A 24,603-nucleotide genomic window follows, 5' to 3' on the forward strand; every position below is an offset into this window, starting at 1 on the left:
GGGAACGGGCGTTCTACGCGCTGGGTCCCCCCAAATGCCGACCGGGAAACACCGCGAATGCCCCCGCACTGGGGACGGATGAACCCCTGTTCAGGACATTGCCAGCCGATACATTCAGAACGCACCACGAGGGCGACCTCGAACCGCCTCACAGGGGCGCGGGGTGCACCGCTCGGAGGGAACCGGGCGGGTCTTCGGCGTACGCACCGGCCATCCGAGGCCGGCGTCCGTCGTGCCCAGGGACGGGTGAGTCGAGACAGTCACGTCAGGTCGATCAGGGGATCAGCATGGACCGCACCGCACGCAACGCGATGATCGTGGAGCACCTCCCGCTCGTGGGCTACATCGTCGCCGACGTCCGCTCCCGTGCCACGCACCTGGACCGCGACGACCTCGCCGCCGTCGGCTCCCTCGCGCTCGTCGCCGCTGCCGACGCGTTCGACCCCACCCTCGGCGTCCCCTTCGGCGCCTACGCCCGGACCCGGATCGCCGGAGCCCTCGCCGACGACATGCGCTCCGCCGACTGGGCGTCCCGCGGCACCCGGAAGCGGATCCGCGAGACCCTCGCCACGCAGGAGGCCCTGTCCGCCCGACTCGGCCGGAGCGTCGGCGTGCAGGAGATCGCGGATGCGATGGGCGTCGACCGCCAGACCGCCTCGGATGCCATGAGCGACGCGGCCCGCATCGTCGCGCCCCTCGACGAGACCGTGCACGACCTCGTCGCCGCCGACCTGCCGTTGCCCGGCGACGACCTGCTCGAGACCGAGAAGCGCCGCTACCTGCGCGCAGCCGTCGAGGCACTGCCCGAGCGGATGCGCTTCGTCGTCGAGGCCGTCTACTTCGGGGACCGCTCGGTGACCGACGTCGCCGCGGAACTCGGCATCACGCACTCCGCCGTCTCGCAGCAGCGCTCCGAGGCGATGCGCCTGCTCCGCGACGGACTGGCCGCCCACTACGGCGACGGCGGTGCCGCCGCCGAACCCGCCTCGCGCACCACCGCGGCCCGCCGGAGCGCCTACCTCGCACGCGTCGCGTCGAACGCCGCCGCCGGCGTCGCACGTGCCGTCCACGACGCGACCGCACCGGTCGCCGTGGCGGCGAGCTGAACCGTCGACGGGTATTTCCGTCGATTCCCTAACGACTCCCGGCACCCGGTCGAGAGTCATCCACGTCAGCCCACGGACGGGCTGTAGTACGACCCAGCATTCACGGAGGAAACCACCATGGGTATGTCCATCAACACCAACCTCTCGGCACTCAACACGTACCGGAACCTCAACTCGACGCAGAACGACCTGTCGAAGTCCCTCGAGAAGCTCTCGTCGGGTCTCCGCATCAACCGTGCTGCCGACGACGCGGCCGGTCTGTCGATCTCCGAGGGGCTGAAGTCCCAGGTCGGTGGCCTCACGGTCGCCGCCCGCAACGCGCAGGACGGCATCTCCGTCGTGCAGACCGCTGAAGGTGGCCTCACCGAGACCCACTCGATCCTCCAGCGCATGCGCGACCTGGCCGTCCAGGCCGGTAACGACTCGAACAACGAGGACTCGCGCAAGGCGATCACCACCGAGGTCGGCGAGCTCACCAAGGAGCTCACCCGCATCTCGCAGTCGACCAACTTCAACGGCATCAACCTGCTCGACGGCTCCGCCGGCACCGCAGGCGTCCTGAAGTTCCAGGTCGGCGCCAACGGCGACGCGGCGAGCCAGATCGACGTCGACCTGTCGAAGTCCAACGTGGAGTCCGTGTCGACCGCTGTCGGCGCCCTCACCTTCGACAGCGCGACGAACGCTCAGGCCGCCATCACCGCGATCGACGAGCAGATCAAGTACGTGTCCTCGGCACGTTCGAGCATCGGTGCTGTCCAGAACCGCTTCGACCACGCCATCAACGTGACGAACGTGGCCAAGGAGAACCTCACCGCTGCCGGTTCGCGCATCACCGACGTCGACATGGCCGAGGAGATGGTCAAGTACACCCGCGACAACATCCTCAGCCAGGCCGGCACGTCGATGCTCGCGCAGGCGAACCAGAGCACGCAGGGCGTGCTCTCGCTCCTGCGCTAGCACCCACGACGCCGCCTTCCGGGATCGTTCAGGCTTCCCGGGAGGCGGCGTCGCCCTCCTGACCATCCCCACGACGCCAGGGAGTGTCGACGATGTCATCGTCCGTGTCCTCGAGCACCAGCCTCGCGATCGACGGGCTCGTCAGCGGGCTCAAGACGACCGACCTCATCAACTCGTTGATGAGCGTCGAGGGCGTGCCGCAGACCCTGCTCAAGAACAAGCTCACGAGCACCAACTCGTTCATCTCGTCACTGCAGACGATCAACGGGTTGGTGCAGGCCCTCGCGACCAAGGCGAAGGACGCCGCCAAGGCGACCTCGCTCGACCTGTTCACGGCCACGAGCTCGTCGTCGGGCGTCACCGCCGTCACCGGCACGAACGCGAGCGCCGGGTCGCTGACGTTCAGCGTCGGCTCGACCGCTTCGGCCCAGGTCGGGGTCACCGCCGCGATGTCCACGTGGTCGGCCGCTGCCGAACCGATCACCCTGGTGGGTGCCGACGGCACGAAGACCACCGTCACGCCGTCGTCGGGCTCCCTCGACGACACGGTGTCGGCGATCAACAAGTCCGGGGCCGGCGTCACCGCCACGAAGGTCGCCGCGGGTGCGGCCGCCGACGGCACCAAGCTCTACCGGTTGCAGCTGACGTCCGCCAAGACCGGGGCCGCGGGTGGTTTCGAGGTGTACCGGGGGACCGCCGACGAGGTGACCGCGGGCACCGCGACGAACGTGCTGACCGAGGTCGGCGCCGCGGTCGTCGCCCAGGCGAAGGACGCCAGCGTCACGCTGTGGGCCGGCACCGCCGCCGAGCAGACGATCACGAGCGCGACGAACACGTTCACCGACCTGGTCCCCGGGCTCAGCGTCACCGTGTCGAGGGCCTCGACGGATCCGGTCACGGTCGGCGTCGCGCAGGACACCACGAAGGCCCAGTCCGTGGCGTCCGGACTCGTCGACGCGATGAACGCGGTCTCGGCCTACTACAAGACGAACACCGCGGTGACGAGCAGCACGAGTGCCACCAGCGGATCGACGACCACGACCGCCGGGGTCCTGATGGGCGACGGCACCACGCGCGACGCCGTGCAGCGCCTGGGCAGCACCATGTCGGCGCCCGTCGGCGGGAAGTCGCCGTCGTCGATCGGCATCTCGATCACCAAGGACGGCAGCTTCACCTTCGACGCCGAGGTCTTCCAGAAGGCCCTCGCCACCGACCCCGAGGGCACGCAGGCGATGCTGTCCGGCGTCGCCGCGAACGTGGGTGCCGCCGCCACCGCCGCGTCCGACAAGTACGACGGGTCCATCACCACGACGATCACCGGCCAGCAGGCGGTCGCCAAGGACCTCAACACCCAGATCGACAGCTGGACCGACCGACTCACGATGCGCCGCGCATCGCTCCAGACGCTGTACTCGTCGCTCGAGACCAGCCTCAGCAAGCTCCAGTCCCAGTCCAGCTGGCTCGCCAGCCAGCTCGCGGCGACGACGAGCTGACGGGATCACCATGACCTTCGACTTCCAGGCTGCCGCCTTCCGCCAGGCCGCGCAGCCCCGCACCGTGACCGACCAGCGTCGCGCCCAGTACACGAACGAGGCCGTCCTGTCGGCCACCCCGGCGCAGCTCGTCACGATGCTCTACGACCGCTTGCTGCTCGACCTGCACCGCGCCGAGGCCGCACAGACCAGTGCCGACTGGGACGCCGCCCGCGAGCAGCTGCTGCACGCGCAGGCGATCGTCGGCGAGCTGTCGTCCACGCTGCGGATCGACGTCTGGGACGGGGGCGAGGGCCTGCTCGCCGTCTACAACTACGCGTCGACGTCCCTCATCACCGCGAACGTGCACCGTGACGTGCAGGCGACGCGCGACTGCATCCGGATCCTCGAACCCCTGCGGCAGTCGTGGCACGACGCCGCGGCGTCGCTGCCGGCGACGCCGGCCCGCCAGCAGTCGACGGGCGGAGCCCTCGGTGTCGCCTGAGCAGGAGGTGTCGCCCGAGCAGGTCGACCACCGCCTCGCCTGGGAGGCCCTGCTCGACTCCCTGGAGCACGACGCCGCCCGGCAGGCGGCCGACCCCACGGCCGTGGTGGGGTGGTCGGAGCCGGCCGGGCTGGGTCCGGTGCCGCGCGCGTTGGTGGGGCGTGCCTCCCGACTGCTCGCTGCGCAGCGCGACCGCATCGCGGAACTGGAGTCGGACCGACGGGCGACGCTCGAGCACCTCGGTGCGCTGCGCGCCGTCGACGCGACCCGCGAGCCCCGTGGCGCGGTGTACCTCGACGCGTCCGCCTGACCGTCGCCCCCGCCGCACCTGTTCCGCGACGAAGCACGCGTCGTTCGACGAGTGGTCTGTCGCAGAAGTGGTGCCACCCCCGTTCGGGGCGAGGGCTAACGCGGCCGGGGACGGGCACCGATAGCGCCACACGAGCACGGATCGCTCACCAGTTCGGCCACGGATCGGCCACCACCGCACGGCGACGCCCCACGGGCGACGCCTGACGAGGGGACCACCGTGTTCGATTCCGTGACGAGCGTCGCGCTGCAGAGCGCACTCGACGGCCTGTCGATGCGCCAGAAGGTGATCGCGAACAACATCGCGAACATCAACACGCCGGACTACCACGCCGAGAAGGTCCAGTTCGAGGACGCCCTGGCGAAGTCGATCACCGACGGCAGCGGGAACACCGCGCCGACGGTCGCCCGCAGCCTCGAGCCGACGAACACGAACGGCAACAACGTCAACCTCGACGAGGAGACGCTCTCCAACGTCGACACCGTGCTCCGGTACCAGTTCGCCACGCAGGCGATGAACTCCGAGCTCACGAGCGTCCGTGCGGCGATGCGGACGAACTCGTGACGACCTTCGACGCGATCGGCATCGCGAGCACCGGCATGACCGTGCACCGGAAGTGGCTCGACGCCGTCGCCGACAACATGGCGAACGCGAACACCGTGAAGTCGATGGACGACACCGCGTTCCAGGCCCGCTACGTCGAGGTCCAGGAGGGCAACGGCGTGTCCGGCGCCTACGTCAAGGGCGCCGCGTTCGGCAGCGCCGCCGGCCGCGTGACCTACGACCCGGACAACCCGCTCGCGAACGACGAGGGCTACGTCCGCATGCCGGACATCGACCTCGGCACGCAGATGGCGGACCTCATCATGGCCCAGCGCGGCTACCAGGCGAACGCCGCCGTGGTCGACCGTGCCAAGACCGCCTACGAGGCGGCACTGCAGATCGGGAAGAACTGATGCCCATCGACGCCGTCAACGGTGTGACCACCAACGCGATGACGAACGCACTGACCAGTGTGTCCGGCACCTCCAGCGACGTCGCCGGCACCGCCGGCGCGACCAGCACCGACGGCAGCGGGTTCGCCGCCAGCCTCGGGAACGCCGTCGACGGGCTGCAGGCGCTGCAGAGCGACTCGAAGACCCTCGCGCTCAAGGCCGTCACCGGCAACCTCGACGACATCCACGACGCGACCATCGCCGCCACCCGCGCGCAGGTCACGCTCGAGCTCGTCTCCGCCGTCCGCAACAAGGGCGTCGACGCGTTCAACGAGATCATGAGGATGCAGGCCTGATGCCCGTCGCCGTCAAGAACGTCTTCGCGCGCCTGTCCGCGTACGTGAAGGGCTTCTCCGCCGCCCAGCGCACCATCGCGATCCTGGTGATCGCCGCGCTCGTGCTCGGGGGGATCGCCCTGGCGTCGTGGCTCGGCAAGGCGTCCTACGCGCCGCTCTTCACCGGGCTGGCCGCCGCCGACGCGAGCTCCATCACCGACCAGCTGCAGACCGACGGTGTGCCGTACCAGCTCACCGACGGCGGCGCGACGATCCTGGTGCCGCAGGCGCAGGTGTACTCGGAGCGCCTCAAGGCCGCGTCGAACGGGCTGCCGTCGTCGAACGAGGGCGGCTACTCGCTGCTCGACCAGATGGGCGTGACGAGCTCGGAGTTCCAGCAGGACGTCACCTACAAGCGGGCGATGGAGGGCGAGCTCGCCAAGACCATCGGTGCGATGGACGGCGTGCAGACCGCGACCGTGCAGCTCGCGATCCCGGAGAAGTCCGTGTTCGTGTCCGAGGAGAAGGACCCGACGGCGTCGGTGTTCATCGCCACCGACAACGGCACGCAGCTGAGCACCGACCAGGTGCAGGCGATCGTGCACCTGACCAGCGCGTCGGTCGAGGGCATGCAGACCACCGACGTCTCGGTCGTCGACGCCAAGGGGCAGACGCTGTCCGCCGTCGGGACCGGTGCGACCGGTAGCGGCGCCGACCAGGCCGCCGACTACGACGCCGCCACGAGCAAGAAGATCCAGGACCTGCTCGACACGACCCTCGGCGCCGGCAACGCCACCGTCGTGGTCTCCGGCACGATGAACCAGGAGTCCGGCACCCGCACGTCGGAGAGCTACACGTCACCGACCTCGGGTCCGGTCGCGCTCAACGAGTCGAGCACCACCGAGCAGTACGGCTCGGGTGCCGCGGGCGCGTCGAGCGGCGCGACCGGGGTCCTCGGCCCGGACAACATCGCCGTGCCGAACGGCACCGCCACGAGCGGCACCGGCGACGACGGCTACACCAACGAGTCGGCGACCAAGAACAACGCCGTCGACCACACCACCGAGACCACGCAGATCCCCTCGGGGTCCCTCGACCGGCAGACCATCTCGGTCGCGCTGAACTCGAAGGCCGACGCCGTGCAGAACGCGAACCTGCAGAGCATCAACGACCTGGTGTCGGCCGCCGCCGGTGTCGACCAGAACCGCGGCGACCAAGTGAAGGTCGCGATGATGGACTTCGACACCAGCGGCGCCGACCAGGCTGCGAAGGCGCTCGAGGCGCAGCAGAAGGCCGACCAGCAGGAAGCCCTGTGGTCGTCGATCCGCACCGCCGGCATCGTCATCGGCATCCTGCTCGCGCTCATCGCGGTCATGTTCGTCGTCGCCCGTCGCAGCCGGAAGCAGGAGCGCGAGGCCGTCGACCTCGGCGAACTCGATGCCTTCGCCGGCGAGACGTTCCAGCTGCCCCTCGCGATGGACGGCGCCGCCGACCGCGCGACCCTCGGTGCCGGTGACGCCCCCACTGCCGTGCTGTCGACGATGCCCGCCGGCGATCCGCCGACCGAGGTGCTGACGACCGACGAGATCACGGCCGAGCGCCGCCGTCAGGACATCTCCGCGCTGGCCGAACGCGACCCGAAGCGCACGGCCGAGCTCCTGCGCGGGCTCCTCGACGACCGGGCACCGGTGTGAGCGCCCTGATGCCGAGCGGCAGCAACGGCAACGGCCCGGGCACCGGCAAGGGTTCGAACGACCGTGCCCTGACCGGCGCCCAGAAGGTCGCGCTCATCCTCATGCAGATGGACACCGACCGTGCGGCCGAGGTGATGAAGCAGTTCACCGAGATGGAGGCCGAGGAGATCTCGGCCGAGATCGTCCGGATGCGCCGCGTCGAGGACACCGTCGTCGACCAGACCATGTCGGAGTTCCACCGGATCACGATGAGCGGCCGACTGCAGAAGCGCGGCGGCAAGGAGACCGCCCTCGGGCTGCTCGAGGCGTCCTTCGGCGCCGAGCGCGCCGCCGGCGTGATGGACCGGCTCGCCTCGAACCTGGCCGGCCAGTCCTTCGACTTCCTCGACGACGCCGAGCCCGGGCAGGTCATCACCCTGCTCGAGGGCGAGCTGCCGCAGACCATCGCCCTCGTCCTGGCACACCTCAAGCCCGGTCAGGCCAGCGCCGTGCTCGCCGGTGTCGACGAGCGCGTCCGCACCGACGTCGCGCAGGCGTTCGCCACGATGGGCAGCGCGACCCCGGAGGCCGTCGGGATCGTCGCCGGTGTCCTGCGGCAGCGCGCCGGCGCCGTCGTGTCGCCGCGCGAGAGCGTCGAGGTCGTCGGCGGCATCGCGCCCCTGGTCGACATCATCAACCGCTCCGACGTCGCCACCGAGAAGGCCGTGCTCGACGGGCTCGAGGCCCGCGACCCGGAACTCGCCGAGGACATCCGCTCGCGCATGCTCACCTTCGAGGACATCGTCAAGCTCGAGTCCCGCGACATCCAGCAGGTGCTGCGCGGCATCGACTCGAAGCTCCTCGCGACCGCCATGAAGGGTGCCGCCGGACCCGTCGTCGAGACGATCCGCGCGAACGTGTCCGAGCGCAACCGCTCGCTGCTCGACGACGAACTGCAGGCCATGGGCCCGGTCCGCGTCTCGCAGGTCGAGGAAGCACGCGCCGAGGTCGTCCGTTCCGTGCGCGAGCTCGAGGCGCAGGGCGTCATCACCGTGCACCGTGCCGAGGAGGACGAGCTCGTTGACTGACACCACGACCGCCGGCACCGTGCAGCGCATCGCGTTCCCCGCGATCGGCACTGCCGCCGCGACCGACCGTGCGTCGGGTGCCGACGTCCGCGGCCACGCCGCCGGCTACACCGCGGGACTCCGCGCCGCGCAGGCCGAGACGGACGCCCTGCGCGCCCGCCTGCAGGCCGAGCACGCCGCGCTGACCGCGTCGCTGCGCGCGGACACCGTCCGCCGCATCGCCGTCCTCGACGCCGCGACGAACGCGATGCTGTCCACGGTCGCGCCCGTCCTCAGCGACGCCGAGGCGTCCGTCGCCAGCGCGGCCACGGACCTGGCCGAGGCGATCGTCGGGTACGAGATCCGTGCCTCCCGTCCGGCGGTCGGTACCGATGACGACCGGGAGGCCCGGATCACGTCCGGTGCCGAGACCACCGTCCGGCGGGCGCTCGCGTCCATCGACCGCAGCGTGCCGGTGGCCGTCCGGCTCAGCCCGGCGGATGCCGCCCGCGTCGCCGACGTCGACCTGCCGGTGCCCGTGGTCGCGGACCCCGCGCTGCGGGACGGCGACGCCGTCGTCGACCTGCCGGACGGCATCCTCGACGCCCGGATCGCCACCGCACTCGACCGTGCCCGCACGGCACTGGGTGTCGAGCTGCAGGGGGTGTCCGCGTGACCGCCACGCTGCTCCGGCCCCGCGGGCTCGACGACGCCCTGCGGCAGGCCGCACCCCAGCGGGTCGGCGTCGTCACGAGCGCCGTCGGCCTCGGGCTGACGATCGCCGGGCTCGACGCCCACGTCGGCGAGGTCGTCACGGTCGGACCGGAGGACGGCGTGCAGACCGCCGTCGAGGTCGTCGCGACCGACGCCACCGGCGTGCGCTGCATGCCCCTCGGACGCCTCACCGGTGTGACCGCCGGCACCCCCGCACGCCCCACCGGCCGGCCGGTGCTCGTGCCGACGGGTGCCGGGCTGTTCGGCCGTGTGCTCGACGGGCTCGGCCGGCCGATCGACGACCGCGGACCGCTCGTCGGTGCCGGTGGTGAGCCCGTCGACTGGGTGCCGCTCGACCACGCGACCCCGAACGCGATGGCACGCACCCGCATCGACACCCCGATGCAGCTCGGTGTGCGGGTGCTCGACACCCTCACCACCGTCGGCCGGGGCCAGCGCATGGGGCTCTTCGCGGGCTCCGGTGTCGGCAAGTCATCGCTGCTGTCGATGATCGCGCGCGGGAGCGACGCCGCCGTCAACGTGATCGCACTGGTCGGGGAGCGTGGCCGCGAGGTGCGCGAGTTCCTCGAGGACGACCTCGGTGCCGAGGGCCTCGCCCGCTCGATCGTCGTCGTGTCGACCTCGGACGAGCCCGCCCTCATGCGCCTGCGCGCCGCGTTCGTGGCCACCCGAATCGCGGAGTCGTTCCGCGACGCCGGCCAGGACGTCGTGCTCATGATGGACTCGCTCACCCGCGTCGCGATGGCGCAGCGCGAGATCGGGCTCTCGGTGGGGGAGCCGCCGGCCACCCGGGGCTACCCGCCGTCGACGTTCTCGGTGCTCGCCGGGCTGCTCGAGCGTGCCGGGACGGACCGCGTCGGCAGCATCACCGGCATGTACACCGTGCTGGTCGACGGCGACGACCACAACGAGCCGATCGCCGACGCCGCCCGCAGCATCCTGGACGGTCACGTCGTGCTCGACCGGAAGCTCGCGATCACCGGGCACTTCCCGTCGGTGGACGCCCTCGGCTCGGTGTCCCGTGTGGCCTCGAAGGTGACGGACCCGGCGCAGCGCGGTGCCGCGACGACCCTCCGCAAGGTGATGGCAGCACGTGCCGCCGCCCAGGACCTGCTCGACGTCGGCGCGTACCAGCGCGGCTCGAACCCGCTCGTCGACGCCGCCGTCGACCACCAGGGTGCGATCGACGCGTTCCTGCGCCAGGGGATGGACGAGCGGGCGACCGCCGACGCGTCCTGGCAGCGACTCGGCGGTCTCGTGCAGCAGCTGGGGGTGTCGTGATGGCCCGCCGGTTCCCGCTCGCGGGGCTCCTGCGCCTGCGGCACACCGAACAGGACCGCGCCGCTGCCTCGCTCGCGACCGCGAACGAGCGCGTGCGCGATGCCGCCGACGCCCGGATCGCCGCGCGCCGCAGCCTCGCCGACGCCGAGGGCGCGCAGCCGATCGAGGACGCCGCGACCCTGAGCGCCGTCGCCGCTGCGCGTGCTGCGACCCGCGGGATGCTCGAGGAGCTCGACGCCGTGGTCCGGACCCGCCGCGCGGACGCCGACCGGGCACAGGAGGAGTACACCGCCGCACGCCGTGCCGCGGTCGGCCTGGAGAAGCTCGAGGGCAAGTACGCCGCCGAGCAGGCCGCCGAGGAACTCCGCACCGAACAGAACGCCCTCGACGAGATCGCGGCACGACGCCGCACGGAAGGTGGTGCCCGATGAGCGTCGAAGCGGTGCTCTCCCGGATCTCCGAGATCCGCTCCCAGATCGACACCCTGCGCGGTGGCTCGGCCGCGGCGACGAGTACGTCGTCGTCCGCCGGGTCGACCAGCGCGTCGTCGAGCGCCTTCGCCGACGCCCTGGCCACGGCGACCGGGAACACCGGCACCGGGACCGCGACCGCTGCTGCCGGCGCTGCGGCGGCCACCAGCAGCGCGCCCGCCACGTCCGTCGACGCCGGCGCGGGCACGCTCGCGACAGGCAGCGGCGCCACCGGCTCCGACGTCGTCGCGGACGCGAAGAAGTACCTCGGCGTGCCCTACGTGTTCGGCGGCACCACGACCGCTGGCATGGACTGCTCGGGGCTGGTGCAGACGGTGTTCAAGGACCTCGGCGTGACCATGCCGCGGGTCGTGCCGGACCAGGCGAAGATGGGCGTCGAGGTCGGCTCCCTGAAGGACGCGCAGCCCGGCGACCTGATCATCCCGAAGGGCGAGGGCCACGTCGTCATCTACGTCGGCGACGGCAAGGTGCTGCACGCGCCGCGCCCGGGCAAGGACGTCCGCATCGTCGACAACTGGTACTCCGACGCCGACATCGCCACCATCCGCCGCATCGTGCCGGCCCAGGCGTCCGCCACCCCGGCGACGACCGCGACCACGGCCGCGAGCAGTGCCACCGACCTGCAGACCGCCGCGCTGCTGTCCATGATGCAGACCGGGAGCGCCGCATGAGCCTGACCATCGCCACCCAGCCCGCGCCCGCTCCGACGAGCAGCGTTGCGCCCGGCCGCGCCACGTCCGACTCCGGGGCTGCCGGGGCGTTCGACGCCGCCCTTTCCGCGGCCGCCGCGACCGATCGTCGTGCCGGCGAGCGTGCACCGGCACGCCGGGACGACTCCCGCGCAGCCGACGACACCGGTTCGACCACGGCGCCGAACGCTTCGACGACCAGCACCGGGACAGACGTGGCGGCTGTCGCTGACGGCGCGACCGGTGTCGCCGTGGAGGCCCAGGCGCTCACGCCCACGCCCATGCCCATGCCCACCGGGACGGTGCCCGCCTCAGTCTCGACGCTTCCGGTCGCAGCGACGATCCCGGCTGAGCCGCTCACGCCGGCGACGTCGAACGCGCCCGAGCTGACGGCGCAGGACGTCACCGTGGTGCCGACGACGCCCGCCCCGGAGACGACCACGTCGACAACGTCTGCTGCCGTCCCCGCCGCTGCCACCGGGGCTCCCACTGACACGGGCGCCGCGGTCCCGCCGTCGGCAAACACCACGGCGTCCGCCGCATCCGCCGCCGTACCGGCACCGGCCCCGACCGCCGCAGTCCCCACCGACGGGTCCGCACCGTCACCGGCGTCGGACATCCCGAGGCCCGGCACGCCGTCCGGCGGGACGACCGGCACCGGCACCGGCACCGTCGGAGTCACGAGCACGAGCACGAGCACGAGCAGCGCGCCCACTGCCACTGCCGCTGCAGCCGCAGCAGCAGCGGCGCTCCAGCCGACCGGCCCGACCACCCAGCCCACCCAGCCCACCGACGGCTCCGCGACCGCGACCCCGGCCGTCGTCACGGTGGCAGCGGCGACCGCCGCGCGGGGTGGGCAGACCGGCCACGGGGCGGACCAGCAGGGATCGACGGCGGGTGATCCGGGCCTCCCGGCAGTCACCACCACGCGCGGCGGCGAGACGCCCTTCGTCCTGCCCACCACGCCGACCGCCGCGCCCGCCCCCGTCGCAGCCGCCGCGCCGGTCACGTCCCAGACGGCCACGCCCGCGCCCCTCGGACAGCAGCTCGCGCGACCGGTGTTCTCGCTCGCGCAGGCCGGCCCCGGGGAGCACGTCGTCACGGTGCAGGTCGTGCCGGACAGCCTCGGACCGGTCACGGTCCGCGCGCACGTGACGGCGCACGGCATGCACGTCGAGCTGTTCGCGGCGTCCGAAGCAGGCCGCGACGCGGTCCGCCAGGTGCTGCCGGACCTGCGGCGCGACGCCGCCGGCACCGGGCTGAGCACCACGCTCGACCTGTCGTCGCAGAACCACCCGCGCGAGTCGGCGGGTCGTGACCAGCGACCGGCCGACGGCCGCCTGCGTGCCGACACCGGCCTGGAGGCACGGCGCACCTCCACCGCGCAGCCAGCCTCCGCAGCCGCCACGTCCACCTCCACCATCCGCACCGCGGGACTCGACGTCCTCGCCTGACCGGCTCACGAACAGGAACGCAACCATGCCCATCGACGGCATCACCGGCAGCGTGGACCAGGCTGCCCAGGCCGCGGCCCTCGCCGCGAACTCGACCGCGAAGAAGTCCCAGACGATGGACTCCGAGGTGTTCATGAAGCTGCTCGTCACGCAGCTGCAGAACCAGGACCCGTCGTCGCCGATGGACACCAACCAGATGATCAGCCAGCAGACGCAGCTCGCGATGATGGAGCAGATCACCAACCAGACCACGACGGGGAACGAGAACTTCTCGCTCCAGATGCGCATCGCCGCCGCGAACCTCGTCGGCAAGCAGGTCAGCTACACCGACGCTGCGACCGGTACCGCCGTCACCGGGACCGCCTCGGCCGTGTCCTACGCGAACAGCGTGCCCACGGTCACCGTGAACGGGAAGGAGGTCGCTCTCGACGTGATCTCCGGCATCACCACCACCGCCCCGGCTTCCTGACCGTTCTCCTTCCCCTTCTCCTTCCTGCTCTTCCTGCCTCTCCGAAAGGACGCACCATGCTCCGCTCGCTCTACTCCGGGATCTCCGGCCTCCGCTCGCACCAGCAGATGCTCGACGTCACCGGCAACAACATCGCCAACGTCAACACCGTCGGCTTCAAGGCCTCGTCGACGGTCTTCCAGGACACCCTGTCGCAGATGACCCAGGGTGCCGGCGGACCGCAGACCGGTGTCGGCGGCACCAACCCGGCGCAGATCGGCCTCGGCGTCCAGGTCGCCGGCGTCTCCACCAACTTCGCGCAGGGCTCGGCCCAGGCCACCGGCAAGGCCACCGACCTGATGATCTCCGGCGACGGCTTCTTCGTCACCCGCCTCGGCAACGACACCGTCTACACCCGCGCCGGTGCGTTCGACTTCGACGCGGACGGCCGCCTGGTCACCGCCGACGGCAAGATCGTGCAGGGCTACCCGGCCACGAACGGCGTCGTCAACGACAACGGTGGCCTCGCTGACATCACGCTCCCGCTCGACGCCGCGGCACCGGCCGTCCGCACCACCTCGGCCTCGGTCGCCGGCAACCTGCCGTCCGAGACCGCCGTCGGCGACACCATCACCCGCGAGGCCACCGTCTACGACGCCTCGGGCGCCAAGCACACGATGTCCCTCGCCTACACGCGCACCGGCACCGGCTGGGACGTCACCGCACGCAACGGTCAGGGGACCACCACGAACGGGTCGCTCACGTTCGGCACCGACGGCAAGCTGACCTCCGGCGGCGCCCTGACGGTCGGCGGCATCGCCGTCGACATGGGGGAGCTCACCGGCTTCGCCTCGCTCAACACCGCGTCGATCGGTTCGCAGAACGGCCGCGAGGCCGGCGCCCTGCAGGGCTACGCCATCTCGAAGGACGGCACCGTCACGGGTACGTTCTCGAACGGTGCGTCGCTCGCCCTCGGCCGCATCGCCCTCGCGACGTTCGCGAACCCGGCGGGCCTCGAGAAGACCGGCGCCTCGGGCTACCGTGCCACCGGCAACTCGGGCACCGCGACCGTCGGTGGTCCCGGCTCGGCCGGCGTCGGGTCGCTCGCGGCGGGCACCCTCGAGATGTCGAACGTCGACCTGTCGCAGGAGTTCACGAACCTGATCGTGGCGCAGCGCGGGTTCCAGGCGAACGCGCGCATCATCACGACCTCGGACGAGGTGCTGCAGGAGCTGACGAACCTGAAGCGGTAGGCGCGGCGCTTCGTGAGCAGGAATGGTCGGGTCCAAGCCGGGCAACCCGACCATTCCTGCTCACGAGTTCGGCTGTCCGTTCTGGATCTGATGGCTTAGTATCTGCGTGTGCACGTAGACAAGCAGCCATGCGGACTCGATCCCGAGTCGGAGTACGTCGAACTGGCGGTCGAGGTCTTCGCGATGCTCGCCGACGCGACTCGTGTGAAGATCATCCTGGCGCTCCGGAACGCCGAGGAGATGTCCGTGAACCACCTGGCCGACGTGGTCGACAAGAGTCCGGCGGCGGTGTCGCAGCACCTCGCCAAGCTGCGGCTCGCGCGGATGGTGTCGACCCGTCGTGACGGCACGACCGTCTTCTACCGCCTCACCGACGAGCACGCGTCGGAGCTGGTGATCGACGCGGTGAAGCAGGCCGAACACGTCGTGGGTGTCGCGCCGCACCACCGCGGGGAGCAGGCCGGCGCGTGACCGACCACGAGCACGACGGGCACCAGCACGACCACGACCACGCGCACCCGCACGGCGGCGTGCGGGGCCTCCTCTACGACCTCGTCGTCCCACACACGCATGACTCCGCCGACTCGATCGACGACGCCATGGAGGCGAGCTCGGCCGGTGTCCGCGCGCTCAAGATCAGTCTCTTCGTGCTCCTCGGCACCACCGTCCTGCAGGCGGTGCTCGTCGCGTTCACCGGCTCGATCGCCCTGCTGGCGGACACCACCCACAACTTCGCGGACGCGCTGACCGCCGTGCCGCTGTGGGTCGCGTTCGTACTCGGCCGACGCGTGGCGACCCGGCGGCTCACCTACGGGTACGGCCGCGCCGAGGACCTCGCCGGCATGTTCATCGTCTTCGTCGTCGCGCTCTCGGCAGTGGTGGCCGGATGGCAGGCGATCGATCGCTTCGTGCACCCACGCCCGGTCGAGGCGCCCTGGTTGCTCGTCGCCGCGGGCCTGATCGGCTTCGCCGGCAACGAGGTCGTCGCGATCTACCGGATTCGGGTCGGCCAGCGGATCGGTTCGGCGGCACTCGTGGCCGACGGCGTGCACGCCCGGCTCGACGGCTTCACCTCACTGTCGGTGGTCCTCGGTGCGGTCGGCGTGATGGTCGGCTTCCCGCTCGCCGACCCGGTCATCGGCCTGCTCATATCGATCTCGATCCTGGTGCTGCTCTGGGGCACCGTGAAATCGATCGGCGCGCGGCTGATGGACGCCGTCGACCCGGCGCTCGTCGAACGTGCCGAGCACGCCCTCGAGCACACGGACGGCGTCCACGGGGTCCACGACCTCCGTCTCCGGTGGATCGGGCACCGGCTGACCGGATCGGCAACGGTCGAGGTGTCGACGACGGATCTGCAGGACGCAACGCACGTCGCCGACCAGGCCGCGGAACACGTCCGGCAGGCGATCGGGAACCTCGACGCAGTCACGGTGACACCAACGCACTCCGCAGTGCGTTCCTAGCCCTTCCAGACGGACTCGGCACCCGCGTGACCGATGATGACGACCTCGATCATCGAGACGACGCCGACCGCGAGCAGCAGCACCGGTCCGACGACCGCGACTGCCCGCAGTGCGCCGCCGCTCGTCACCCGAGCTGTCCCGAACCGGTGCCACCCCCACCACAGCAGCAGGAGCACGAAGACCGCGATCGACCAGGGGAGCAGCCCGTCGGCGAGCTCGGTGTGCCGCTCGAGCAGCGCGGTCTCCTGCTCGCGGTGTTCGAGCCATTCGCCGGACGAGGTCGCCAGGGGGACCGAGACGAGGGCGACCAGGCCGATGATCGGTGCGCCGACTGCGAGCCACCGTTGCGCAGCGGGCCACACCGCGACCACGATCGCGGCCAGCGCCGCGACGGGGACCGCGACGGAGGTCAGGTGGACGAAGAGGGGGTGGAGCGGGATCCCGCCGAACTGCCAGTCCATGACGGCCTTTCACGTCGTGCGCCGGACGGTGCCGGCGGTGTTCGACCAGACAACAGGATCCCGCGGTCCGCATCGTTCGAAACCTCACACGAACGGGGCGACCCGGACATGGTTCGCTGTGACCATGAGCACCTCCGAGCCGCACGCGGGCGAAGCCCACCCGGGCGACCTCGCTGCGCGCCTGAACTGGCTGCGAGCCGGAGTCCTCGGCGCGAACGACGGGATCGTGTCGACGGCGTCGATCGTCGTGGGCGTCGCCGGCGCGTCGTCGTCCGTCCCGGCGATCGCGACCGCGGGGATCGCAGCGCTCGTGGGCGGTGCCGTGTCGATGGCGCTGGGCGAGTACGTGTCGGTGAGCAGTCAGAAGGACAGCCAGCAGTCCCTCATCGAGAAGGAACGCCGCGAACTGGCCGACGACCCGGTCGCCGAGCTCGAGGAGCTCACCCAGCTGTGGCAGGGCCGTGGTCTCCGACGGTCCACGGCCGAACGTGTGGCGTCCGAACTGACCGAGCGGGACGCCCTCGCCGCGCACCTGACCACCGAGCTCGGGATCGACGAGGACGAGGTCGTCAGCCCGTGGCACGCCGCGTTCGCGTCGGCGGCCGCGTTCTCGATCGGTGCCGTCCTGCCGCTGCTGGCGATCCTCCTGTCGCCCGAGGCCGTCCGGGTACCCGTGACGTTCGTCGTCGTCCTCGTCGCACTCGCGTTGACCGGGGCCACGGGCGCCCGGATCGGAGGTGGCTCGGTGCGGCGGGCGACAGCACGCGTGGTCGTCGGCGGAGCCCTCGCCCTGGCGGCGACCTTCGTCATCGGATCCCTGCTCGGGACGAGCGGGGTGGTCTGAGATGGCGAACATCCTGGTGGTGGAGGACGACCCCGAGATGGGTACCCTCGTCGAGCGCGGACTGACCGGCGAGGGGCACACCGTCACGGTCGTGACGGACGGCGTCGCCGCACTCGTCCAGGCGCGGTCGCAGGCGTTCGACGCCGCAGCGATCGACGTCATGCTGCCCGAGATGACCGGCTTCGAGGTCTGTCGACGACTCCGTGAGCTGGGGTCGGACTTCCCGGTGATCCTGGTCACCGCACGCGACGCCGTCGACGACCGCGTGTTCGGGCTCGACTCCGGGGCCGACGACTACCTGACCAAGCCGTTCGCGATCGCCGAACTCAACGCGCGGATCCGGGCGCACCTGCGACGTCGTGCCGCCGGTGGCACGACCACCGTGGAAGCCGGCGCGGTGCGGCTCGACACCGTGGCCGTGCGTGCGTCGGTGCGCGGGCGCGACATGCCGTTGAGCGTCAAGGAGTTCTCGCTCCTGCGGTTCCTCATGCAGGGGGCGCCCGACCCGCGCACCAGGACCGAGGTGCTCGAAGAGGTCTGGGGGAGCGCCGAGCACTTCGACCCGACCATCGTCGACCAGTACGTCAGCTACGTTCGCAAGAAGCTCCAGGCCTCGGGCGCCGACGTCGCGATCCGGACGGTGCGCGGTGTGGGGTACGCGCTCGAGGTCGTGCCGTCTCCGTGAGGTTCCTCCGTCGCCTGTCGATCCGCGCTCGGATCACCCTCGGGAGCCTGCTCGTCGGTGCGGTCGTGCTCTCCGGGGTCGCTCTCGTGCTGCACGTGCAGATCGAACGCGCGACGCTCGCGACCGACCGCTCCCTCGCATCCGGTGACGCGGCGCCGTTCGTGTCCGACCTCCGGCACAACCCGGACGAGCCGCCTGACCGTCCAGCAGAAGACGTCCTCGTCGGGATCCGGTCAGCGACCGGAGACTGGGTCGTGGACTCGCTGCCGCGCGACGTCCGCGCCGTGCTGCCCTCGCCGGTCCCGGACGACGACGTCACGCTGCGACTGCACACCGGCCACCGTGTCGTGACCGTCGTCGGCATCCCGGTCACGAACGACGCCGGATCGTTCGTCGTGTGGGCCGCGCACGACGGCCGGGCCGGGCAGGAGACGGTGGCGCGGGTCGACCGGTCACTGGTCGTCGGAACGTTCCTGGCACTGCTCGCCTTCGCGGCGACGGCCTGGCTGCTGTCGACCATCGCCCTCCGCCCAGTGGGGCGGATGCGCCGGACCGCCGAGCGCCTCAGCGCCGGGAACGGTGGCGGCCACCTGCCAGTCGGCGCCTCCGACGATGAACTCGCGGCCCTCGCCCGGACGCTCAACACGTTCATCGACCGCCAGCGTGAGAACACCGAGCGCGAGCGACGGATGGTCTCCGACGCCAGCCACGAGCTCCGCACGCCGCTCGCTGCCCTCACCGCCCGACTCGAACTGGCACACCGCTCGTCGGGCGACGCCGTCGCGCTCGAGCGCGAGCTGCGCGCCGCCGAGGGCGATGCGGCACGGCTGGTCGCGCTCGCGAACGCCCTCCTGGAACTCAGCAGGCTGGACGAGGCGGAGGGTGTTCCGTCGACGTCGGCCGCTGCGCTCGTCACGGAACTCATGGGATCGATCGACCGCGCCCGCGCCATGACACACGTCGGGGCGCGCGACATCGACTTCGCCGTCGAACTGACGGCGCCGGACGAGCACTACGGACTCGAGCCCGCGGCGTTCGCGCGGGTCGTCGACAACCTCGTCGCCAACGCGATCGCCGCGGGGGAGGACGGCGGGGTGGTCCGGGTCACGCTCGACCAGTCCGCCGACGGTCGACTCGACCTGTGCGTCGTCGACGACGGCCCCGGCGTCCCGGACGACTTCCTCCCGCAGGCCTTCGACCGCTTCACCCGGGCCGACAGCGCCCGACGTGCCGTCCTCGGCGGGAGCGGCCTGGGGCTCGCCCTCGTCCGCGGCATCGTCGAACGCGCAGGCGGGACGGCGGACCTCTGCAACGCGGCGTCCGGCGGTGCCGTCGCGACGGTCAGCGTCCCCGCGCGCTGACCGGGATCTCGGTCCACGCCGATCACTCGAGGTCTCGAACGAACGGGGCGCGCCGTTCGGGGTCCGTCCACAGGACCGCTCCTGATGCTGTGAGTCACCCGATCGCATGCTGGAGAGGACCGAGACGATGATCGAGACCGCTCGCGCCACACCGAGGACACCCCCGAGCACGACCGAACGCGCGCGCCTGCGGGACGCCGTACCCCCGGCGGAGTCCCTCGACATCGCCGCGCGCCGCCGCCGTCGAGCCGGTCGCCGCCGGAGCGCCATGACGGATCTGCTCGGGATCCTCGCATGGGTCTCCGCCTCGATCGCCGTGACGCTCTGGCTCGCCTCGCCCGGCTCGCACAGGGTCGTGGGGATCGGCGGCTGGCTCACCGACGCCGGGATCGTGGCAGGGCTCGTCGCCACGGACCTCGTCCTCGTGATGCTGGTGCTCGCCGCCCGGGTACCGCTCATCGACCGGACGTTCGGCCACGACAACGCCGTCGCGGTCCACCGTTCGCTCGGCAAGCCGGTGCTGTACCTGCTGCTCGCGCACGGTGCGTTGCTCACACTCGGCTACGGCGCGTCCGCGGGGACCGGTCCGATCGCCGAGACGATCGCGCTCTTCTCGACACCCGACATGCCACTCGCCTTCCTCGGCCTCGTGCTGTTCCTCGTCGTGGTGGTCTCGTCCTTGGTCGCCGTGCGCCGTCGGCTGCCGTACGAGGCATGGCACCTCATCCACCTGCTCAGCTACGCCGCGGTGCTCGTCGCGTTGCCCCACATGCTCAGCGTCGGCAGCGTCCTCGCGCAGGGCACCTGGCAGCGTGTCTACTGGATCGCCCTGTACGTCGTGGCGCTCGGACTCATCGCGCTGTACCGCTTTGCGGTGCCGATCGTGGTGACGTTCCGGCACCGGATCCGTGTGGCCGGCATCGAGACCGTCGCGCCGGGGGTCGTGTCGATCCACCTCGCCGGACGGGACCTCGACCGCCTCGGAGCCCGCGGCGGGCAGTACGGGGTCTGGCGGTTCTGGACCGCGAAGACGTGGTGGCACGCGCACCCGGTGTCGTTCTCGGCGGTCCCCGCCCGCGGTCGTGCACGGATCACCGTCCGCGACCTCGGTGCAGGCTCCGCCCGTCTCGGACGCATCACGCCCGGGGCGTTCGTGTCCCTCGAGGGTCCGTACGGCCTGTTCACCAGCCGGGCCCGGACGGCCCCGTACCTCGCGCTCGTCGCCTCCGGCATCGGGATCACCCCCGTGCGCTCGCTGCTGGAGGACACCGACCTCCGTCCGGGCGAGGCCACCGTGCTGCTGCGCGGGACCGACGCCGACCAGCAGTACCTGTGGCACGAGATCGCGGACCTCGCCGAGGCGACGGGCAGCCGGCTGTACACGATGGTCGGCCACCGATCCCGCTCCCGCGAGAGCTGGATGACCGAGGAGGACGTCCGGCGCGGGGTCTCCCTCCGGTCCGTGTTCCCGAACCTGCTGCAGTCGGACCTGTACGTGTGCGGGCCGCGGGCGTGGTCCGACCTCGTGGTCCGCGAAGCGCGGTCGGCAGGGGTGCCGGAACACCAGATCCACCAGGAACGGTTCGAGTGATGAGAGCACGCATCATCGCCGGCGGTGTCGTCTCGTCGATCGCGGTCCTGGCCATCGGGTGGCAGCTCGGCGGCCAGCCCGCGGCCACCGCACCGGCACAGCAGGGCACGACGTCGGGTGTCGGCACGACCGGCACCGGGTCGACGAGCGACAGCGCCGGCAGCGGGACCAACGGCGGCAGCAGCGGCACCGGCACCACCGCTGGGTCGTCCGCCTCCGGCACCTTCGCCGGCGACACGACGCAGACCCGGTACGGCCCGGTGCAGGTGCAGATCACCGTCGCGGACGGGACGATCACCGACGTCACCCCGCTGCAGCTCACGAACAGCGACGGCCGATCGGTGCAGATCAGTCAGCAGGCGGCACCGGTCCTGCGCCAGGAGGCACTGCAGGCGCAGTCCGCACAGATCCAGTCCGTCAGCGGTGCGACCTTCACGAGTCAGGGCTACACGACGTCGCTCCAGTCCGCGATCGACAAGGCCGGGCTGTGAGCGTCCAGACCTTCGAGACCATGGGTACCGTCGTCAGCCTCCGGGGAGCCACCCCGGAGGCCGCCGCCGAGGTGCGCGCCGTCTTCGCCTCCTACGACCACCGGTACAGCCTGTACGACCCGGCGTCGGTGCTGAGCCGCATCGCCGACGGATCGCTCCGGCTGTCCGACACCCCGGCGTCGGTGCGCGACGTGTACGCGCTCGCGCTCGACTGGCGGGAACGGACCGGTGGTGCGTTCACGCCGCACCGCCCGGACGGCGTCGTCGACCTGTCCGGTGTGGTGAAGGCCCTGGCGATCCGTGACGCCGGAGCAGTCCTCGACGGCATCGCCGACGACTGGATGATCAGCGCCGGAGGGGACGTGCTCGTCCGGGGACACCACCGCGACGACGAATCGTGGAGCGTCGGGGTGGTCGATCCGGCACGCCGCGACACGGTCGTCGGCGTCGTCCACCTCGATGCGCCGCGCCGCGCCGTCGCGACCTCGGGGACCGCCGAGCGCGGCGAGCACATCTGGCGACGAGCGACCCCCACCTTCGTGCAGGCGACCGTCATCGCTGACGACATCGTCACCGCGGACGTGCTGGCAACGGCGGTCGTCGCGGGCGATGCTGACGACCTCCGCGGGCTCACCGGCAACGGGAGCGTCGACGTGCTCGCGTTCGACACGGACGGCATCGCGTGGGCGACACCGGGGGCCGAGGCGGTCGTGTGTCCATGAGCAACCTCGTGGACGCCCTTCGTCGGTGTCATCGCACGTACTGCACGACCCAGGTGCGGGTGCGTTGCCAAGTGCGACTCCGACGGAAGCCGTCGCGGGTGAGTGCCTGCGTCACGATGGTGCGGACATCGGGCTCGACCGCGGTGAGCAACCACACCACCTTCGCGGCACCGACCTCCTCACGGATGTCCCGCAGTGGTCGTTGCGTTCCCCACAGGCCAGCGGACTCGCTCGCCGGAGCAACCAGGAGCGGGTCGCGAAGTCCGGAGAACGCCGCTGGATAGGTGTCCGCGATGGTCCTGGAGGTGGCGAGGGGATGGCGTTCGAGGGGCCCGAAGACAACCGCGTCGCGTTCCCCGACGGGCTCCTCGGACCGGTGCGCGACGATGACGGCGGCTGCCTCGTTCCAGGCGGCGTCGTCCTTCGCTGCGACCGTGCGCTGCTGCGCCCACGTCGGTGCGGTGAGCGCCGCGGCGACGACGAGGACGGTGGCCACGGCGCGTCGTGACCACCGAGTCGGTACGGCGGTCACGGCGGCACCCATGCACAGCGCCACCGCCGGGGCGGTGAACGCGGCGTACCGCGGGGAGTACAGCGGGTTCGTCACCAACGACGCGGCGATCAGGCCGATCGTGGGAACGAGCGCCCACGGCAGCGCCACCACGAGGAGCCGCCGGCGAGTGTCGTTCCGGTGCATCAGGAGGACCCCGACGACAGCAAGGGCGCACCCGAAGACCGCGAAGCCCGGGTTCTTGGTGAACCACTGCGTCAGCAGCACCTCTTGGATCGTGTGCGCACTGATGGGATCGATCCAGGCGATCTGACGATCCTGGCCAGCGGATGCCGAGGCGAGCGGCAGCAGCGCACACGCCGACAGGGCAGTTGCGGCACCCCAGCGCAGGAGCACCTTCCGCGTGTCTCGATCACGGCCAGAGCGCCGCAGCAACGGCAGCGCCGCGGTCACGCCGTGACCGACCGTCATCAGCGCCAAGTAGAGGAACACCGCGCCGCTGAGGATCGAGATCGCCGCGTACGACACCCACCACGGCCACGACCGGGCTCCCTGTCGGGTGCGATCACGGGCGGCGACGAAGAGGATCGTCGTCCCGACTGCGAGGGCGGTGTCGATGGCGAACGACCGCCCTTCCGACCCCATCCACGTCACCCGCGGGAAGAGCGCGAAGAGGACCCCGGCGACGAGACCGGTCCTCGGGCTGGCGAGTGTGCGCCCGAGGACCACGAGCAGTGCCGCGGCGACACCGATCGCGATCGCGGAGGGGAGACGCAGGGTGAACGGCGTGTACCCGACGAGCGCGAACCAGCAGTGCATCACGGCGTAGTACGTCGCGTGGACGACGTCGACCTGTTGCACCTCGCGTGCCAGCGCCGCCCAGGGGCGGGTGGCGGACACGACCGTCGCGGCCTCGTCGTACCAGATGGACGGCACCCAGCTGAACGCCGCCGCCACGGACGTGGTTCCGACACCGACCAGTGCGGGGACCACCCACAGCCGTACCGGTTGGGCGCGTGTGCTGCGCACCGGTACGACACTCGGCGACGCGACGGCGGTCATCGGTCTCGCGCCTTCCCCACGAGTGATCGAGGCCGGAGACCGGCAACAGCGGTGGGGCCGCGACGAGTGGGCGTCTGACTTGCTCTCGTCGAGGTCAGCGCGATGTGACGCACGACGACCCAGACTGCGGACGTCCACACGATCGCGGCCAGGACGTCCGTCGGGTAGTGCACGCCGAGTGCGAGTCGGGAGGTCGCGACCACGATCACGACGACGGTCCCGATAGAGGCGACCTGCGCTCGAGCCTTGCCGTGCGTCACGGCGACGAGTCCGAGCACCAGGGCAGTGACCAGCGCGACGTGCCCGGACGGGTACGACCAGCTCTCCACCGCGCGGTGCACGCCGGAGAGCACCGGGCGTGACCGGTGCACCAGCAGCTTGACCGGCTCGACCGACACCCACGAGACCCCGGCGATCCCCACGAACTGCATCGCGGCGACCCGATCGGACCGCCACCAGACGACCGCTCCGATGGCCACGAGGATCGCAAGACCGCCGGCGGGCTCGAGGAGCACGCCGATCCCGGACGCGATGAGCAGCGCGGTCGGCGTCAGGTGTTCATGCAGCAGCTGGTCGAAGCCGGTCTCGGTCGCTCCGACACCCGGAACGGCTGTCAACGTGATTCCGATGAGCACCACGATCACCGCTGCTGTGAACGCCGATCCGAGTTGCCACAGTGCGCGTTCACCTCGCATCGG

General features: G+C 71.4%; 28 protein-coding genes. 25 read left to right on the top strand and 3 right to left on the bottom strand.

Features of this window, described 5'->3' with window-relative positions; genetic code table 11:
- Positions 1–287 precede the first annotated feature (287 nt).
- The 19 genes from HQQ88_RS02025 to HQQ88_RS02115 all read left to right on the top strand — a co-directional run bounded on the left by HQQ88_RS02025 (position 288) and on the right by HQQ88_RS02115 (position 16,177).
- On the top strand, positions 288–1,106 hold the full coding sequence (locus HQQ88_RS02025; RefSeq protein WP_123938152.1) for a sigma-70 family RNA polymerase sigma factor: 819 nt from the start codon (positions 288–290) through the stop codon (positions 1,104–1,106).
- A gap of 117 nt (positions 1,107–1,223) precedes the next feature.
- Positions 1,224–2,063: a flagellin gene (locus HQQ88_RS02030; protein WP_181437623.1), complete on the top strand. Its 840-nt coding sequence runs from the start codon at positions 1,224–1,226 to the stop codon at positions 2,061–2,063.
- Positions 2,064–2,167: 104 nt separating this feature from the next.
- Positions 2,168–3,556: a flagellar filament capping protein FliD gene (gene fliD / locus HQQ88_RS02035; RefSeq protein ID WP_367916965.1), complete on the top strand. Its 1,389-nt coding sequence runs from the start codon at positions 2,168–2,170 to the stop codon at positions 3,554–3,556.
- A gap of 10 nt (positions 3,557–3,566) precedes the next feature.
- The gene (fliS, locus tag HQQ88_RS02040; protein ID WP_123292717.1) at positions 3,567–4,040 is read left to right on the top strand and encodes a flagellar export chaperone FliS; all 474 of its coding nucleotides are present in this window, start codon (positions 3,567–3,569) and stop codon (positions 4,038–4,040) included.
- Entirely contained in the window at positions 4,030–4,350 is a 321-nt protein-coding gene (locus HQQ88_RS02045; protein WP_173168503.1) for a hypothetical protein, read from the top strand. The genes fliS and HQQ88_RS02045 overlap by 11 nt, the downstream gene beginning before the upstream one ends.
- Positions 4,351–4,569: 219 nt before the next feature.
- Entirely contained in the window at positions 4,570–4,914 is a 345-nt protein-coding gene (locus HQQ88_RS02050; RefSeq protein WP_123938149.1) for a flagellar basal body protein, read from the top strand.
- Positions 4,911–5,306 carry a flagellar basal body rod protein FlgC gene (locus tag HQQ88_RS02055; RefSeq protein WP_235035933.1) on the top strand — a complete coding sequence of 132 codons (396 nt, stop codon included), beginning with the start codon at positions 4,911–4,913 and terminating at the stop codon, positions 5,304–5,306. Before HQQ88_RS02050 ends, HQQ88_RS02055 begins: the two co-directional genes overlap by 4 nt.
- The gene (gene fliE / locus HQQ88_RS02060) at positions 5,306–5,641 is read left to right on the top strand and encodes a flagellar hook-basal body complex protein FliE (RefSeq protein ID WP_123312739.1); all 336 of its coding nucleotides are present in this window, start codon (positions 5,306–5,308) and stop codon (positions 5,639–5,641) included. The genes HQQ88_RS02055 and fliE overlap by 1 nt, the downstream gene beginning before the upstream one ends.
- Positions 5,641–7,314: a flagellar basal-body MS-ring/collar protein FliF gene (fliF, locus tag HQQ88_RS02065; RefSeq protein ID WP_173168504.1), complete on the top strand. Its 1,674-nt coding sequence runs from the start codon at positions 5,641–5,643 to the stop codon at positions 7,312–7,314. Before fliE ends, fliF begins: the two co-directional genes overlap by 1 nt.
- Before the next feature lie 8 nt (positions 7,315–7,322).
- On the top strand, positions 7,323–8,381 hold the full coding sequence (gene fliG / locus HQQ88_RS02070) for a flagellar motor switch protein FliG (RefSeq protein WP_132100467.1): 1,059 nt from the start codon (positions 7,323–7,325) through the stop codon (positions 8,379–8,381).
- Positions 8,374–9,036 carry a hypothetical protein gene (locus tag HQQ88_RS02075; RefSeq protein WP_123292722.1) on the top strand — a complete coding sequence of 221 codons (663 nt, stop codon included), beginning with the start codon at positions 8,374–8,376 and terminating at the stop codon, positions 9,034–9,036. Before fliG ends, HQQ88_RS02075 begins: the two co-directional genes overlap by 8 nt.
- Positions 9,033–10,376, top strand: a complete 1,344-nt coding sequence (locus HQQ88_RS02080; RefSeq protein ID WP_173168505.1) for a FliI/YscN family ATPase — start codon at positions 9,033–9,035, stop codon at positions 10,374–10,376. Before HQQ88_RS02075 ends, HQQ88_RS02080 begins: the two co-directional genes overlap by 4 nt.
- Positions 10,376–10,807, top strand: coding sequence for a flagellar FliJ family protein (locus HQQ88_RS02085; protein ID WP_173168506.1), 432 nt, complete (start codon positions 10,376–10,378; stop codon positions 10,805–10,807). The genes HQQ88_RS02080 and HQQ88_RS02085 overlap by 1 nt, the downstream gene beginning before the upstream one ends.
- Positions 10,804–11,538, top strand: coding sequence for a C40 family peptidase (locus HQQ88_RS02090; protein ID WP_173168507.1), 735 nt, complete (start codon positions 10,804–10,806; stop codon positions 11,536–11,538). The genes HQQ88_RS02085 and HQQ88_RS02090 overlap by 4 nt, the downstream gene beginning before the upstream one ends.
- Positions 11,535–13,010: a flagellar hook-length control protein FliK gene (locus HQQ88_RS02095; RefSeq protein ID WP_173168508.1), complete on the top strand. Its 1,476-nt coding sequence runs from the start codon at positions 11,535–11,537 to the stop codon at positions 13,008–13,010. The genes HQQ88_RS02090 and HQQ88_RS02095 overlap by 4 nt, the downstream gene beginning before the upstream one ends.
- Positions 13,011–13,035: 25 nt before the next feature.
- The gene (locus HQQ88_RS02100) at positions 13,036–13,479 is read left to right on the top strand and encodes a flagellar hook assembly protein FlgD (protein ID WP_123292727.1); all 444 of its coding nucleotides are present in this window, start codon (positions 13,036–13,038) and stop codon (positions 13,477–13,479) included.
- Between the two features lie 56 nt (positions 13,480–13,535).
- Positions 13,536–14,711, top strand: coding sequence for a flagellar hook protein FlgE (locus HQQ88_RS02105; RefSeq protein WP_123292728.1), 1,176 nt, complete (start codon positions 13,536–13,538; stop codon positions 14,709–14,711).
- 108 nt (positions 14,712–14,819) lie between these two features.
- A complete protein-coding gene (locus tag HQQ88_RS02110; protein WP_367916966.1) occupies positions 14,820–15,182 on the top strand; it encodes an ArsR/SmtB family transcription factor in 363 nt (120 codons plus the stop codon).
- Positions 15,179–16,177, top strand: a complete 999-nt coding sequence (locus HQQ88_RS02115) for a cation diffusion facilitator family transporter (RefSeq protein WP_173168509.1) — start codon at positions 15,179–15,181, stop codon at positions 16,175–16,177. Before HQQ88_RS02110 ends, HQQ88_RS02115 begins: the two co-directional genes overlap by 4 nt.
- On the opposite strand, the gene HQQ88_RS02120 is transcribed toward HQQ88_RS02115, so the two are convergent.
- The gene (locus tag HQQ88_RS02120) at positions 16,174–16,638 is read right to left on the bottom strand and encodes a DUF2231 domain-containing protein (RefSeq protein WP_173168510.1); all 465 of its coding nucleotides are present in this window, start codon (positions 16,636–16,638) and stop codon (positions 16,174–16,176) included. The genes HQQ88_RS02115 and HQQ88_RS02120 overlap by 4 nt on opposite strands.
- Positions 16,639–16,762: 124 nt before the next feature.
- Here HQQ88_RS02120 and HQQ88_RS02125 point away from each other — a divergent pair, with 124 nt between their 5' ends.
- From HQQ88_RS02125 to HQQ88_RS02150, 6 genes are all read left to right on the top strand, one after another.
- On the top strand, positions 16,763–17,482 hold the full coding sequence (locus tag HQQ88_RS02125; protein WP_173168511.1) for a VIT family protein: 720 nt from the start codon (positions 16,763–16,765) through the stop codon (positions 17,480–17,482).
- A gap of 1 nt (position 17,483) precedes the next feature.
- On the top strand, positions 17,484–18,167 hold the full coding sequence (locus HQQ88_RS02130; protein WP_173168512.1) for a response regulator transcription factor: 684 nt from the start codon (positions 17,484–17,486) through the stop codon (positions 18,165–18,167).
- Complete coding sequence (locus HQQ88_RS20040; RefSeq protein ID WP_173168513.1) at positions 18,164–19,528, top strand: HAMP domain-containing sensor histidine kinase; 1,365 nt, start codon at positions 18,164–18,166, stop codon at positions 19,526–19,528. The genes HQQ88_RS02130 and HQQ88_RS20040 overlap by 4 nt, the downstream gene beginning before the upstream one ends.
- Before the next feature lie 127 nt (positions 19,529–19,655).
- Positions 19,656–21,119: a ferredoxin reductase family protein gene (locus tag HQQ88_RS02140; RefSeq protein ID WP_173168514.1), complete on the top strand. Its 1,464-nt coding sequence runs from the start codon at positions 19,656–19,658 to the stop codon at positions 21,117–21,119.
- Positions 21,119–21,610, top strand: a complete 492-nt coding sequence (locus tag HQQ88_RS02145; RefSeq protein ID WP_173168515.1) for an FMN-binding protein — start codon at positions 21,119–21,121, stop codon at positions 21,608–21,610. Before HQQ88_RS02140 ends, HQQ88_RS02145 begins: the two co-directional genes overlap by 1 nt.
- On the top strand, positions 21,607–22,332 hold the full coding sequence (locus tag HQQ88_RS02150; protein ID WP_248703348.1) for an FAD:protein FMN transferase: 726 nt from the start codon (positions 21,607–21,609) through the stop codon (positions 22,330–22,332). Before HQQ88_RS02145 ends, HQQ88_RS02150 begins: the two co-directional genes overlap by 4 nt.
- Positions 22,333–22,360: 28 nt before the next feature.
- Here HQQ88_RS02150 and HQQ88_RS02155 read toward each other — a convergent pair whose 3' ends face one another.
- Both HQQ88_RS02155 and HQQ88_RS02160 read right to left on the bottom strand, forming a co-directional pair.
- A complete protein-coding gene (locus HQQ88_RS02155; protein ID WP_173168516.1) occupies positions 22,361–23,872 on the bottom strand; it encodes a hypothetical protein in 1,512 nt (503 codons plus the stop codon).
- A gap of 29 nt (positions 23,873–23,901) precedes the next feature.
- The gene (locus tag HQQ88_RS02160) at positions 23,902–24,543 is read right to left on the bottom strand and encodes a phosphatase PAP2 family protein (RefSeq protein WP_173168517.1); all 642 of its coding nucleotides are present in this window, start codon (positions 24,541–24,543) and stop codon (positions 23,902–23,904) included.
- Positions 24,544–24,603: the final 60 nt, after the last annotated feature.

Source organism: Curtobacterium sp. VKM Ac-2861 (assembly GCF_013204965.1).
Classification (GTDB): Bacteria; Actinomycetota; Actinomycetes; order Actinomycetales; family Microbacteriaceae; genus Curtobacterium.

What these genes read in the sequence shown, in the direction of transcription:
- HQQ88_RS02140 (WP_173168514.1), top strand. Translation starts at nt 19,656, where the DNA reads ATGATCGAGACCGCTCGCGCCACACCGAGGACACCCCCGAGCACGACC.
- HQQ88_RS02095 (WP_173168508.1), top strand. Translation starts at nt 11,535, where the DNA reads ATGAGCCTGACCATCGCCACCCAGCCCGCGCCCGCTCCGACGAGCAGC.
- HQQ88_RS02100 (WP_123292727.1), top strand. Translation starts at nt 13,036, where the DNA reads ATGCCCATCGACGGCATCACCGGCAGCGTGGACCAGGCTGCCCAGGCC.
- fliF (WP_173168504.1), top strand. Translation starts at nt 5,641, where the DNA reads ATGCCCGTCGCCGTCAAGAACGTCTTCGCGCGCCTGTCCGCGTACGTG.
- HQQ88_RS02105 (WP_123292728.1), top strand. Translation starts at nt 13,536, where the DNA reads ATGCTCCGCTCGCTCTACTCCGGGATCTCCGGCCTCCGCTCGCACCAG.
- HQQ88_RS02130 (WP_173168512.1), top strand. Translation starts at nt 17,484, where the DNA reads ATGGCGAACATCCTGGTGGTGGAGGACGACCCCGAGATGGGTACCCTC.
- HQQ88_RS02025 (WP_123938152.1), top strand. Translation starts at nt 288, where the DNA reads ATGGACCGCACCGCACGCAACGCGATGATCGTGGAGCACCTCCCGCTC.
- HQQ88_RS02030 (WP_181437623.1), top strand. Translation starts at nt 1,224, where the DNA reads ATGGGTATGTCCATCAACACCAACCTCTCGGCACTCAACACGTACCGG.
- HQQ88_RS02090 (WP_173168507.1), top strand. Translation starts at nt 10,804, where the DNA reads ATGAGCGTCGAAGCGGTGCTCTCCCGGATCTCCGAGATCCGCTCCCAG.
- HQQ88_RS02145 (WP_173168515.1), top strand. Translation starts at nt 21,119, where the DNA reads ATGAGAGCACGCATCATCGCCGGCGGTGTCGTCTCGTCGATCGCGGTC.
- HQQ88_RS02085 (WP_173168506.1), top strand. Translation starts at nt 10,376, where the DNA reads ATGGCCCGCCGGTTCCCGCTCGCGGGGCTCCTGCGCCTGCGGCACACC.
- HQQ88_RS02120 (WP_173168510.1), bottom strand. Translation starts at nt 16,638, where the DNA reads ATGGACTGGCAGTTCGGCGGGATCCCGCTCCACCCCCTCTTCGTCCAC.
- fliE (WP_123312739.1), top strand. Translation starts at nt 5,306, where the DNA reads ATGCCCATCGACGCCGTCAACGGTGTGACCACCAACGCGATGACGAAC.
- fliS (WP_123292717.1), top strand. Translation starts at nt 3,567, where the DNA reads ATGACCTTCGACTTCCAGGCTGCCGCCTTCCGCCAGGCCGCGCAGCCC.
- HQQ88_RS02125 (WP_173168511.1), top strand. Translation starts at nt 16,763, where the DNA reads ATGAGCACCTCCGAGCCGCACGCGGGCGAAGCCCACCCGGGCGACCTC.
- fliG (WP_132100467.1), top strand. Translation starts at nt 7,323, where the DNA reads ATGCCGAGCGGCAGCAACGGCAACGGCCCGGGCACCGGCAAGGGTTCG.